Origin of the sequence: Dietzia alimentaria 72 (genome assembly GCF_000226215.1) — a bacterium.
Lineage (GTDB): Bacteria > Actinomycetota > Actinomycetes > Mycobacteriales > Mycobacteriaceae > Dietzia > Dietzia alimentaria.
The window spans coordinates 43,731-55,794 of sequence record NZ_AGFF01000014.1 but is presented as its reverse complement, the minus strand read 5'-3'; the positions used below and the strand labels follow the sequence as shown (position 1 = coordinate 55,794).

Genomic DNA, 12,064 nt, shown 5'->3' with positions numbered 1-12,064 from the left:
GGCTCACCTCCGCAGAGCGGACTAGAGGCCACGTCGGCCGGAAGGAAACCTGTGTCCAACCAGAGAATCGCCATCATCGGAGCAGGACCGAGCGGAATCGCGGCCCTTCGCGCGTTCGAATCGGCCCAGCGGGCCGGGACGAAGATCCCGCAGATCGTTGCTTATGAGAAGCAGGACGACTGGGGCGGCCAGTGGAATTACGATTGGCGCTCCGGCACTGACAAGTACGGCGAGCCCGTGCACTCCTCGATGTACCGCAACCTGTGGTCGAACGGCCCCAAGGAGGCCCTCGAGTTCGCTGAGTACACCTTTGATCAGCACTTCGGCCGGCCCATCTCGTCCTACCCGCCGCGCGAAGTGCTGTGGAATTACATCGACGGCCGGGTCCGCCGGTCCAAAGTCAAGAGCAAGGTGCAGTTCTCGACAGCGGTTCGCTGGGTGGACTACGACCGCGACCAGGACACGTTCACCGTCACGGTGGAGAATCTTCGCTCAGGCAAGACCACGAGCTCCGAGTTCGACCGGGTGATCGTGGCAACCGGGCACTTCAGCTTCCCGCACGTTCCGGGCTTCGAGGGGATCGCCACGTTCCCGGGGTCGATTCGGCACGCCCATGACTTCCGCGGTGCGGAGACGCTCGCCGGCAAGCGGGTGCTACTGATCGGCGCCTCGTACTCTGCCGAAGACATCGGCGTGCAGGCCCACAAGATGGGGGCGAGCTCGGTGACGATGTCCTACCGGACCCGCCCCATGGGCTACGACTGGCCCGAAGGCATGGAGGAGCTGCCGCTCATCGACCGGTTCGAGGGCTCGACCGTCCACTTCTCGAACGGCGAGACACGCGAGTTCGACGCGGTGATCCTGTGCACCGGGTACCTGCACAAGTACCCGTTCCTGCCGGCGGAACTCTCCCTGCAGTCGCCGAACAACATCTACCCCGCCGGTCTCTACCGGGGCGTGGTGTGGCAGAAGAACCCGAAGATGTACTACCTCGGCGCACAGGACCAGTGGTTCACGTTCAACATGTTCGATGCACAGGCCTGGTACGTCCGCGACCTCATCCTCGGCCGGGCCAAGCTGCCCGCCGCCGAGCAGCGCGCAAACCACATGCGGGCGTGGCGTGACCGCTTCCAGTCGCTGGACGGCGACGCCGATGAGGTGCGCTTCCAGGGCGACTACATCAGGGACCTCATCGACGCCACCGACTATCCGATGTTCGACATCGACGAGGTGGTGCGGATCTTCCTGGACTGGAAGAAGGACAAGGCCAAAAACATCCTCACCTACCGGGACAAGAACCACCGCTCCGTCATCACCGGCACCATGGCCGCGACGCACCACACGCCGTGGTTGAAGGAGCTGGACGACTCCCTCGACCGCTACCTCTCGACGCCCGGGGATTCCGGCCCGACCACTCCGGCCAAGCCCACCGCCAAGGCCACTGCCGAGCCCACCGCCGAGGCCGCGTTGGCCGGAGCGGAACCCTCCTCAAACGGAGTCGTGGCGCCGGCAAAGGACGTGCCGGCCAGCACGGCGTGAACAATCGGGGACGACTCGGCGGAGTCTGCTCCGGACGCCACCGGCGTAAGCCAGACTGGAGCAATGCGTAGGCCTTCATCCTCCGAGTCGTCCCCTGAGAACGTGTCCACCGCGGGCAGTGCCTCCCCCGAGGGCGCGGCCGGTGCGGGCGTAGCCGGAATCGCTCGCCGGGCTGTGCTCCGGGCGGGCGCGCTGGCCGGGGCCGCCGTAGCGACGACCGCCGTGGCGGGGCGGGCGGCGGTCGCGGGAGCGCAAGAAGGCGTTTTCCGCCACGGCGTCGCTTCCGGCGATCCCATGGCGGATCGCATCATCCTCTGGACGCGTGTCACGCCCTCCCCCGAAGTCGCACCGGGTTCGGGGCTGGGCGCCCCCGTCGTCGTCGGATGGGAGGTGTCCCCCGACCCGCTTTTCGCGACGATCGTCCGATCCGGGTCGCTGGTGACCGACGCCGGCCGCGACCACACGGTCAAGCTCGACTGCACCGGCCTGGCCCCGGACCGCTGGTACCACTACCGCTTCCGCGCACTCGGACAGACTTCGGCGGTCGGCCGGACCCGCACTGCTCCGGCGGACGGCGCGATGCCGGCCACCGGCCGCTGGCGCGTGGGCGTGGTGTCCTGCTCCAACTGGGAGGCCGGCTTCTTCTCCAGCTACCGGCACCTCGAGGCGCGTGGTGACCTCGACGCGATCATCGAACTGGGCGACTACATCTACGAGTACCAGCGCGGCGAGTACGCGGGTAAGAACGGCGCGGTCCGCCCTCATGAGCCGCCGCACGAGATCGTCACACTCGCCGACTACCGCATCCGCCTGGCCACGCACCGCACCGACCCGGATCTGCAATCGCTGCACGCGCACCTGCCCTGGATCTGCACCTGGGACGACCACGAGGTGGCCAACGACTCGTGGGCGCACGGCGCCGAGAACCATCAGCCGCACGAGGGCCCCTACGCAGACCGCAAGGCCGCCAGCGCCCGCGCCTACTTCGAGTGGATGCCCGTGCGTCCGGAGTCGTTGCGCGATGGCGGACACCTGTACCGACGACTGCGGTGGGGCTCGCTCGCGGAGCTGAGCATGCTGGACCTGCGCTCGTACCGGTCGGAGGGCCCAGACCGGTTCGACGGCCACGCGATCGACCACACCAACACCATGACGGGCGCGGAGCAGTTCGACTGGCTCGCGCGAGGACTGAGCTCGTCGACCGCCCGGTGGAACGTCATCGGCAACTCCGTGATGCTGAGCCCCGTTCTGATCCCGCCGCTCGACCCGCGCACGACCGGGGCGCTCACCGAATTGCTGGGCGTGCCGCGTGAGGGCATCACGTACAACTCGGACCAGTGGGACGGCTACGCCGGGGAGCGTCGCAGACTGCTCGAGGTGATCCGTTCCACGGGAAACCGCAACCACGTCTTCCTCACCGGCGACATCCACACGTCCTGGGCCAACGACGTCCCCTACGCCGCGGCAGACTACCCGGGCGCCGACACGGCCGCGGTGGAGTTCGTGACGCCCTCGGTCACCAGCAACAACATCGACGACATGGTGGGGCTACCCGAGGGCAACGGACTCTCCCTCGCGGCGCAGGGCGCTCTGACCGCGGCCAACCAGCACGTCCGGTGGGTGGATCTGGATCGGCACGGATTCTCGGTCCTGGAGTTCACCACCGACTACGCCCACACCGACTACTGGGCCGTGGTGTCTCGTGAGGATCCGAACAGCGGCGCCTACCCGATGGCCAGCTGGCGCACACCGCACGGCTCCAACCATCTGGAGCCCGCGGGCCTGCTGCCCTGACTTCCCGTTCTCACAGGCCGGTCCGCTACGGTGGCGGGTCGATGCGGCCCGGCCGGGCCCGCGACGTAGGTACCGGGAGTAATGGATGACGACGACGAGCCAGCAACAGCCCGCAGGGAATCCCGAGCCCGGGGATCACTCCGGCAGCGGTCCGGTGGGTGGGGCACGTCCGGCCGGTGGCCGACGTGGCGGTCTCGGCGGGGTTCTCGTGGCGGTGGGCGTGGTGACCGCGGTGTTGATCGCGGCGGTGGTGTGGTTCTTCGTCGCCGGCCCGATGTCGTCGTCGGCGCGGGCGGAGCGTGACGTGGAGCAGGCGATCCGCGATATGACGTCCGCCGAGACGTTCTCCGAGTTCAACAGTTACCTCTGCGCCGAGAACCGGGTGCCGCAGGATCTGGTCAACAACATCACCGCCTCGGGGGAGCAGACCGGCACCGATCTGGACGCGATGCTGCGCGAGTCCATCGCGGGCACCCTCCCGGACGACCTGCGGGTAACCAGCGTCGAGGTAGACGATGACGGCGTCGGGGCCACTGCCAACGTCGAGTCGGATTCCGAGGGCACTGGTGAGGAGCAGGTGCGGATGCGGGACGAGGACGGTTCCTGGAAATTGTGCGAGCCGGGCGTCGGCATGGGTGCGGTGCCGCAGACCGAGCAGCCGGGCTGAGCTGACGAACCCCGCGCTCCCGAAGAGGGGAACGCGGGGTTCGTAGCCGTGGCGGGTGTCAGGCCGCAGCGGTGTCGCGCCGTGCTCGGTCTCAGGCCTTGGCGCCCTGGGACTTGCCGGCCGACTTCAGGTCGTTGCACGCCTCCACCACGCGCTCGGACATAGACTGCTCGGCCTTCTTGAGGTACGAGCGCGGGTCGTAGAACTTCTTGTTGCCCACGTCGCCGTCGACCTTGAGCACGCCGTCGTAGTTGGAGAACATGTGCGTGACGATGGGCCTGGTGAACGCGTACTGGGTGTCGGTGTCGACGTTCATCTTGATGACGCCGTAGGACAGCGCCTCCTCGATCTCGCTCTTGGCCGAGCCTGAGCCGCCGTGGAAGACGAAGTCGAACGGCAGATCGCCCTCGTTCAGTCCGAGCTTGGAGACGGCGACGTCCTGGCCCATCTTGAGGATCTCGGGCTTGAGCTTGACGTTGCCCGGCTTGTATACCCCGTGGACGTTGCCGAAGGTCGCGGCCAGCAGGTACCGCTGTCCGGTGTTGCCGGCGCCCAGGGCGTCGATGGTGGCCTCGAAGTCCTCGCGCGTGGTGTAGAGCTTCTCGTTGATCTCGTTCTCGACACCGTCCTCCTCGCCGCCTACGACGCCGATCTCGATCTCGAGGATCTGCTTGGCGTTGGCGGTCTTCTCCAGCAGTTCCTTGGCGATCTCGAGGTTCCGGTCGAGCGGGGTGGCCGAGCCGTCCCACATGTGCGACTGGAACAGCGGGTTCTCTCCGCGGTCCACGCGCTCCTGGGAGATCTCGATGAGCGGCCGCACGAAGGTGTCCAGCTTGTCCTCGGGGCAGTGGTCGGTGTGCAGCGCTACCAGGACGTCGTACTTCGCCGCCACGACGTGGGCGAACTCGGCGAGCGCGACCGCGCCGGTCACCATGTCCTTGACGGCCAGGCCGGAACCGAACTCGGAGCCGCCGGTGGAGAACTGGATGATGCCGTCGGAGCCGGCGTCAGCGAAGCCCTTGATGGCCGCGTTGATGGTCTCCGAGGAGGTGCAGTTGATCGCCGGGTAGGCGAAGCCCTCCTTGCGGGCCCGATCGAGCATGTCCTTGTACTGTTCGGGAGTTGCGATTGGCATCTGGTCCTCCAGGGGTTCTCGACTGTGCGACGTGCGGATCTCGGGGCGACACACCGCAGTAGCGGCGGTCGCACACCCTCCAGCCTAGGCCAGCGTGACGCGCGGCACCTGCCAGCCGCGCGCCGGGGGCTATCCGGGGATCAATTCCGCCAGCGCCGAGTCGGCCCTGTCGAGGGCATCGCGGTCATACGTCGAGGTGGACGCCATGATCTCGTCGGCCCCCGTGCGCTCCACCAACGAGGCGAGCTCGGCGGTGACCTTGTCCTCGTCACCGTGGACGGTTCCGGCCATCCACTGCTCGATGCGCCGGAGCTGCTGGGGCCGAAATCTGCGGTCCATGATCTCCTCGCGGGAGCGCAGTGGTTCAAACACCCCATTTTCTCGCGATCGGGCCATGGACCACGCCTCCGGCAGCAGCAGTTCGCGGGCGGCGTCGGTCGACTCCGCGACCATCACCTCGAGGCTCACCACCACATACGGTTCCGACGTAGCCCCCGCCCGGAAATGCCTGCGGTAGCGGTCGAGCGGAGACGGGTCGGAGAGCAATCGCGGGCCGCCCACCACGACGGGCAGTCCCGCCCCAGCGGCGACTTCCAGGCCCCGACCGGTGGCCAGGACGAACATCGGCGGCGGATTCTCCACCACGGGCAGTGCGGTGACCGGCCCACGGGCATGCAAGAAGTCCTGCACGGCCGCGAGGTCCCGGGCAAACGCGTCGGTGTCGTATTCGCTCACGCCGAGCGCCTCGCGGACGGGCGCGGTGAAACCCAGGGAACGGCCCACCCCGAGGTCGATCCTGCCCGGGAACATGGCTTCCAGCATCGCGAACTGCTCGGCGATGACCAGCGGCCGGTGATTGGGCAGCATCACTCCCCCGGACCCCAGACGGATCCGGCGGGTCCGTGCCGCGGCGGCGGCGATCAGCAGGGGCGGACTCCCGCTCGCGATGCCCGGCACGGCGTGGTGTTCGGCAGTCCAGAACCGATGGAATCGGCGTACATCCGCGCGCTCGGCACGGCGCAGCGTGGCCTCGAGCGCAGCGGCATGCGGTTCGCCGTGTCGGGTGCGTGACCTGTCCAGGAGACTGATCCGGAGGGTCTCCGGCAGATCGGTGGTGGCCACGAGCCCACCGTAGCGGCCCGGGCGACTCGGGTACCGCCTCCCGCCATATCTGAGTCAGCTGGGCTTATGCTTCTCCGGTGAATACGCATCTTCTGGCCGAACAGGCCCATCAGGTCCTCGCCCTGGGCCCGGGTTTCATGGACCCGGAGTTCTGGCTTTCGGGCAACGGCCCGTTCGGCAAGGCGATCCTGCCGGCGCTGCTCACGGTGGTCTTCATCGAATCCGGGTTGCTCTTCCCTTTCCTGCCGGGCGACTCACTCCTGTTCACTGCGGGCCTGCTCACCCAACAGAACGATCCGTTCGCGCCACTGTGGGTGGTTCTGGTGACCGCCCCGATCGCGGCGTTCCTCGGCGATCAGGTGGGCTACTTCATCGGTAACCGCTGGGGGCATCACCTCCGCGAGCGTCCCGACGGTCGGGTCTTCAAGCAGGCCTACATCAAAGAAGCCCATGACTTCTTCGACAAGTGGGGCCCGGCCACGATCATCCTGTGCCGTTTCATCCCCATCGTGCGCACGTATGCGCCACTGGTCGCAGGCATGGCAGGGATGCGCTACCGGGTGTTCGTCACGTTCAACGTGGTGGGAGCTGTCCTGTGGGCCGCGGGCGTGACCGCACTGGGCGCGTGGCTGGGCCAGTTCACCTTCATCAAGGAGCACATCGACCTGATCCTCATCGGGATCGTGCTGGTCTCCGTACTGCCGATGCTCATCACGGCCGGGCCGAAGCTCATCACTCGCATCCGCAACGGCCCCGCGACCCCGGCCGTTTGAGAATCGCCGGGCCGCTCGGGGCCGGGCCGGTCAGGCTCGGGCTAGTCAGGGCCGGGCCAGTGACGACCGGGCGGCGTGCTCGCGGATCCAGGCGTGCATCGCGATGCCCGCGGCCACTCCCGCGTTGATCGAGCGCGTCGAGCCGAACTGCGCGATGGACACGGTCCGCACGGCCCGCAAGCGAGCGTCGCCACTGACCCCGGGCCCCTCCTGGCCGAACAACAGGACGCACGCGGGTGGCAGGCTCACCGTTTCGAGCGGGTCGGCGCCGGGGAGATTGTCGACGGCGACGACCGGCAACCCCTCGGCCTCGGCCCAGTCCATGAGTGCGCTGATGTCCTCGTGGTGCCGCAGGTGCTGGTAACGGTCGGTCACCATGGCGCCGCGGCGGTTCCAGCGGCGACGGCCCACGATGTGCACCTCGGCAGCCAGGAAGGCATTGGCGGTCCGCACCACGGTCCCGATGTTGGCGTCGTGGCCGAAGTTCTCGATCGCCACGTGGAACGAGTGCCTACGGGTGTCCAGGTCCGCGACGATCGCCTCGCGACGCCAGTAGCGGTAGCGGTCCACCACGTTGCGGCGGTCGCCGGAGTCCAGCAGTTCGGGATCCCACTGGTGGCCGGTGGGCCGCGGCTCGCCCGGATGCTGAAACTCCCAGGGGCCCACGCCGACCTGGCCCTCGCCCCATTCGGTGGGTCCGGCCGCGGAATCGTCGGCACCACTCACGTCGTGCGCACCGCTCATGTCGTCGGCACCACTCACGAGGTCACGTCGCGCTGCCGGCCGACCGTGCCGCGGCGGCGGTGCCGGTGAGCAGCAGCAGCGCGGCGGTCGCGTAGGTGTCGATCACTGCGACGTCGAGTGCGCGCGCGGCCAGCGACCCGGCCTTCGCCTTGCGACGCACCAGGATCAGGCCGTCGCTGAGCAGGAATGCCGGGCCGGCGACCGCCAGCACCGACGCCGCCGGGCCGTGCGAGCGGTCGACGGAGGTGGCCAGTGCCGACAGCGCGGCCAGCAGTCCTCCGTAGGCCGCCAGCGGCGCGTTCTCCTTACCTTCGGACAGCAGCACCGCGCCCGCACCTGCCGCGATGGTCCCGTGCGCGACTGACTGTGCCGGCTTGAACCTCAACCCCGACCGCAGCATGAGTGTTCCGAGTGCCAGGTGACCCACGCCGAACGCGGCAGCTCCGGCAACAAGTCGCCCCTTGGACCGGCTTGCGTGCCCACCGCCGAGCATGAGGATCACATCGCCCGTGGTGTAGCCCGCCGCCGTGGCCGACAGCAGCGCCGCATCCCCAGCAGAGAGCCGACCGTCCCGCAGCGCGAGCGTCAGCGCCGCCGGCACGATCAGGGGCTTACACAGCTTCTCCAGCGCACCGACCCCGGTGGCCTTGGCGATCTCCGTCCCGCCGACAGCCGCGAGGAACGCGGGCCCCTCCAGGCGGGCGGTGTTCATCAGTGCCTCGACTCGTGCCCGGAGTGCCCGCCCGAGGGTCGTTGCGAAGGACTTTGTCGTCGTCGCGCTCATATCGCTCACTTCAGTCCCAGGTCGGACAGTCCCAGCAGCGAGCGGTACTCCACGCCCTCGGCCCGGATCACGTCGTCGGCGCCGGTTGCGCGGTCCACCACGGTGGCCACGCCCACCACCTCGGCGCCCGCCTCCCGCAACGCTTTCACTGCCGTGAGCGGCGAGTTACCGGTGGTGGTGGTGTCCTCGACCACCAGCACGCGGCGGCCCACAATGTCGGGGCCTTCGACGCGACGCTGCATGCCATGCTTCTTGGCCTCCTTGCGCACCACGCACGCGTCGATCGGCCTGCCGGGCGCGTGCATGATCGCCGTGGCCACCGGGTCCGCGCCCAGGGTCAGCCCGCCCACCGAGTCGAAGCCCCAGTCAGCGGTGAGCTCGCGCAGGAGGCGGCCTATCAGCGGGGACGCCTCGTGATGGAGGGTCGCGCGGCGCAGGTCCACGTAGTAATCCGCCTCGCGGCCGGACGAGAGGGTGACGCGGCCGTGGACAACGGCGAGGTCGGCCACCAGCTCGGCGAGCCTGCGGCGCGCGTCGGGATCGACATCGGGGGCGGCGGGCATCGGGCTCCTTCGATCGGTGTCAACGGCGGGAACGCCATCTCGTCGTTGCCGACTCTAGACGGCCCCCGGACGGACGTGGACGGGCCGGCCGCCTCACGCGGCCGGCCCGTCCTCAACTGATCAGTCGGTGCTATCTGCGGGTTGGACGTCAGCCCTCGCCGCCGCCGCCGTCACCGCCGTCGCCGTTGCCGTCGCCTGCCCCGCTATCGTCGGCAGGGCCGCTGCTGCCGAGCGAGCCGAGCGACCCGGACCCGAGCGATCCAGAGTTCCCGTTGCCCTCGTCGGCAGGGGGCCAGCCCTCCTCGAATGCCGACCAGGCGTAGAGCTGACCTGTGCCCTGCGCAGCCGCAGAGTTGGTGCCCTGCGCGCACATCGTGAAGTAGCCGACCTTGTCCGCACCCCGAGGGTTCGTCGCCGGCGGCCCGAGCGTGATCGTCCGCGACACGGTAGCGCCGTCCGTCAACTGGAAGGCGCCGGTCGTTCCGTACAACCCGTCAACTTTCGCCTTCGTGTTGGCTTCAGTGATCTGTGAACGTAGCTGGACAGACTCACTCGCCAGGTTAGCGAGACTGCCCTGCGGAAGCAGCTGACCGAGCGGCCAGAAGTTCATGGTGACCGACCCGTTCTGGATGCTGAGTTCCTCAGCCTTCACGTTCTGAAAGCGCTCGTAGTATTCGGCCGACATCTCAGCGACCGGTGCCGTGGACACTGTTCCACCAGGCCGGGCGCCGGGCGCCGTGTCCGCGTTCGGTGCCTCGCAATAGACGGTGAAGCCGAGGTTGTTGGTCATTGTCACATCGACTGTGCCAGCGGTCCGGTCGACGCTGACGACATCAACGTCCATTCCTGCATTGTTGACGACGACGGTGCGGCCATCGCCGTTGTCACCGGGGACGACTGTGACGGTGTTCTGTGCGTTTGCGATCCCGGCGCCACCCATGACGAGGAGGGCGCTCGCGGTGGCCGCTGTGAAACCCTTGAGGGTACTGGAGGTGGACATGAGACTCCTTGAAGTTTCGGTCTTGAGGGGGTTATGAGCCGAGGGAGCCCGCGCTGAGGCTGCCCGATTTTTCGGGCACGGGGACCAAATTCGGGTCCTCGATGTCCTCAAGACCGGTGAAGAGGTACCAGTCGTTGGTCTCCGTGTTCCGGCACATGAAGATGGCAGCCGCCCGCCACTCGCCACGCTCACCAGTTGCGGTGGACGGGACGCCGAGGGTGGCGCTGTAGTCCACCGTCGTATTGGCGTTCACCGTGAACTGAAGTGCGCCACCCACTCGTGGGTCACCAGTGCGACCGGCAACCCGCGCCTCGTTGTGGGCCTGGCGCGTAGCCGTCTCCGCCGAACCAATCGCGCTCCCCGCGGGGAAGGCATCCATGGCTGATCCGAACGAGATGAGGTCGCCACCACCGTTGGTGTCAGCGGGCCCGGTGAACACCCGCGTCCGATAGAACTCTTCGACTTCCACCGCCACTGCTGCGGTGCTCACCTGGCCGTACCCCAGCGTGGTGTTCACGCCACCGATATCGAACTGGGGGACCTCGCAACGGAAGTTCGCATCCGTCGTGTTCTCGATGGTCCCGGTGATCTGGCTGGGAGCCTCACCCTTGTCGGCGACCGTGACGATGAGCGAGGGGTCGTCGACCTTGACGACGTAGCCGCCCGGGTTACCGCCGGGCACCTGAGCTAGCGCCGGGGCAGCGCCGGCGACAAGTCCGAAAACGGCAGCCGCGGCAACAGCCCCTCGTACTGCTGTAGAGGTGGATGAGATCATGCTTGAGTGCTCCTGTCGTACCGATCCACGTGGCGGGACCGGGTTCCTGTCGAATCTGTCTGCGTGCAGTGAAGCTGCCGCCATGGTCGTCAGCTGCCTAGGCCTGCGCTGCCGAGGCTGCCTGTGGAGTCATTCGTTCCGTAGTTCGGCTTTACCCCACCCTCGTAGGCATGGAACGCGTAGCGCTGGCCATCGACAGTGCAGGTCATGAACACGCCGGTCTGGAAGTCGGCGCGCTGCCCCGAGGACGGGTGGTCGAGCCTCACAGTCCTTTCGAACGCCTGGTTGGCCTGGATGGAAATATTCGTTCCCACCACGCCGTAGTGGCCGGCGAGCCGCGCCTGCTCGAGGGCTGCATCGTTCTGGTTCAGTGCATCCCACTCCGGGTTGAGGAATTCGGCGGCGCTGCCTGCCTGTACCTGCGCGGAGCCGAGGCTGATCTGCTGAGCACCGCCCGCCTGGGACGGGAGGTTGAGGGTGAGATCCGCGAGCTCGGATAGGGGGTACTGAGTGAAGTAGTCGATCGACCGGGCAACGACCTCGGCAGTCGTGACCGTGGCCGCCGGACCGCCGTCGATTCCGGTGCAGTTGAGGTTCGTATCAGTGTTGTTCTGCACCACAACCCGGACGGTCCCCGCTGCGAGATCTACGGGTTCGATGTCGAGCTGGATCTGAGTGCTGTCGACCGGGTACACGGTGGTGCGCGGGTTATTGCCTGGAATCTGAGCGTTGACGGTCGGCGCTGCAGCAGCGACGAACGCCGCGGCCATTCCGAGCGCCGCAAACCTGGCGGAAGGGTGCCACGTGCGTGCCATGGATCATTCTCCTTAGAGTCAGCTTAACTTTGGTCGAGGTGGGATTCCAGGCCGCCATCAGGGGCCCGGCCTTCGGCCCACATCGATAGTCCCCAAGACTGTGACACGCCACACAGCAATAGTGCGTTTGTTGGCATCTCATTCTCATAACTTTATAAAACTTTGTAATCAAATTTCCCTCCCGTCCCGCTGGCACCCCCCGTCCCGCTGGCACCCCCCGGAGACTTGGCAAAAAAAGTCCCTCTAAACAGGGAACATCTTCGGAGGATGCGCCCACCACCGGGTGGATCGAAAACACAACCTGTCCAAGTCGGGCCGACGAATTCGTGATGCGGCTTAGTAATCTGTGTCAC

At 67.4% G+C, this 12,064-nt stretch carries 12 protein-coding genes; 4 read left to right on the top strand and 8 right to left on the bottom strand.

Annotation, left to right across the window (positions count from 1 at the left end; genetic code table 11):
• The first annotated feature begins 51 nt into the window (after nucleotides 1-51).
• The 3 genes from ON04_RS06695 to ON04_RS06685 all read left to right on the top strand — a co-directional run bounded on the left by ON04_RS06695 (nucleotide 52) and on the right by ON04_RS06685 (nucleotide 4,000).
• Complete coding sequence (locus ON04_RS06695; RefSeq protein ID WP_010540826.1) at nucleotides 52-1,539, top strand: NAD(P)-binding domain-containing protein; 1,488 nt, start codon at nucleotides 52-54, stop codon at nucleotides 1,537-1,539.
• A gap of 63 nt (nucleotides 1,540-1,602) precedes the next feature.
• Nucleotides 1,603-3,333 carry an alkaline phosphatase D family protein gene (locus ON04_RS06690; protein ID WP_081477140.1) on the top strand — a complete coding sequence of 577 codons (1,731 nt, stop codon included), beginning with the start codon at nucleotides 1,603-1,605 and terminating at the stop codon, nucleotides 3,331-3,333.
• Nucleotides 3,334-3,418: 85 nt separating this feature from the next.
• The gene (locus ON04_RS06685) at nucleotides 3,419-4,000 is read left to right on the top strand and encodes an Rv0361 family membrane protein (RefSeq protein WP_010540824.1); all 582 of its coding nucleotides are present in this window, start codon (nucleotides 3,419-3,421) and stop codon (nucleotides 3,998-4,000) included.
• A 91-nt stretch (nucleotides 4,001-4,091) separates the two neighbouring features.
• On the opposite strand, the gene fbaA is transcribed toward ON04_RS06685, so the two are convergent.
• Nucleotides 4,092-5,135 (bottom strand): class II fructose-bisphosphate aldolase, encoded by a 1,044-nt coding sequence (gene fbaA, locus ON04_RS06680; protein ID WP_010540823.1) that lies wholly within the window; start codon nucleotides 5,133-5,135, stop codon nucleotides 4,092-4,094.
• 129 nt (nucleotides 5,136-5,264) lie between these two features.
• Nucleotides 5,265-6,257: an MsnO8 family LLM class oxidoreductase gene (locus ON04_RS06675; RefSeq protein WP_010540822.1), complete on the bottom strand. Its 993-nt coding sequence runs from the start codon at nucleotides 6,255-6,257 to the stop codon at nucleotides 5,265-5,267.
• Nucleotides 6,258-6,394: 137 nt separating this feature from the next.
• Between ON04_RS06675 and ON04_RS06670 the strand changes: the two genes are divergently transcribed.
• Nucleotides 6,395-7,030 carry a DedA family protein gene (locus tag ON04_RS06670; RefSeq protein WP_238529256.1) on the top strand — a complete coding sequence of 212 codons (636 nt, stop codon included), beginning with the start codon at nucleotides 6,395-6,397 and terminating at the stop codon, nucleotides 7,028-7,030.
• Nucleotides 7,031-7,075: 45 nt separating this feature from the next.
• On the opposite strand, the gene ON04_RS06665 is transcribed toward ON04_RS06670, so the two are convergent.
• From ON04_RS06665 to ON04_RS06645, 6 genes are all read right to left on the bottom strand, one after another.
• Nucleotides 7,076-7,774 (bottom strand): TrmH family RNA methyltransferase, encoded by a 699-nt coding sequence (locus ON04_RS06665; RefSeq protein WP_010540820.1) that lies wholly within the window; start codon nucleotides 7,772-7,774, stop codon nucleotides 7,076-7,078.
• A 22-nt stretch (nucleotides 7,775-7,796) separates the two neighbouring features.
• Nucleotides 7,797-8,558: a lysoplasmalogenase family protein gene (locus tag ON04_RS06660; protein WP_010540819.1), complete on the bottom strand. Its 762-nt coding sequence runs from the start codon at nucleotides 8,556-8,558 to the stop codon at nucleotides 7,797-7,799.
• A gap of 5 nt (nucleotides 8,559-8,563) precedes the next feature.
• The gene (gene pyrE / locus ON04_RS06655; RefSeq protein ID WP_010540818.1) at nucleotides 8,564-9,121 is read right to left on the bottom strand and encodes an orotate phosphoribosyltransferase; all 558 of its coding nucleotides are present in this window, start codon (nucleotides 9,119-9,121) and stop codon (nucleotides 8,564-8,566) included.
• A gap of 148 nt (nucleotides 9,122-9,269) precedes the next feature.
• On the bottom strand, nucleotides 9,270-10,121 hold the full coding sequence (locus ON04_RS15940) for a hypothetical protein (protein ID WP_010540817.1): 852 nt from the start codon (nucleotides 10,119-10,121) through the stop codon (nucleotides 9,270-9,272).
• Between the two features lie 31 nt (nucleotides 10,122-10,152).
• Complete coding sequence (locus ON04_RS06650; RefSeq protein WP_010540816.1) at nucleotides 10,153-10,896, bottom strand: hypothetical protein; 744 nt, start codon at nucleotides 10,894-10,896, stop codon at nucleotides 10,153-10,155.
• Nucleotides 10,897-10,985: 89 nt separating this feature from the next.
• The gene (locus ON04_RS06645; RefSeq protein WP_010540815.1) at nucleotides 10,986-11,711 is read right to left on the bottom strand and encodes a hypothetical protein; all 726 of its coding nucleotides are present in this window, start codon (nucleotides 11,709-11,711) and stop codon (nucleotides 10,986-10,988) included.
• Between the last annotated feature and the right edge of the window lie 353 nt (nucleotides 11,712-12,064).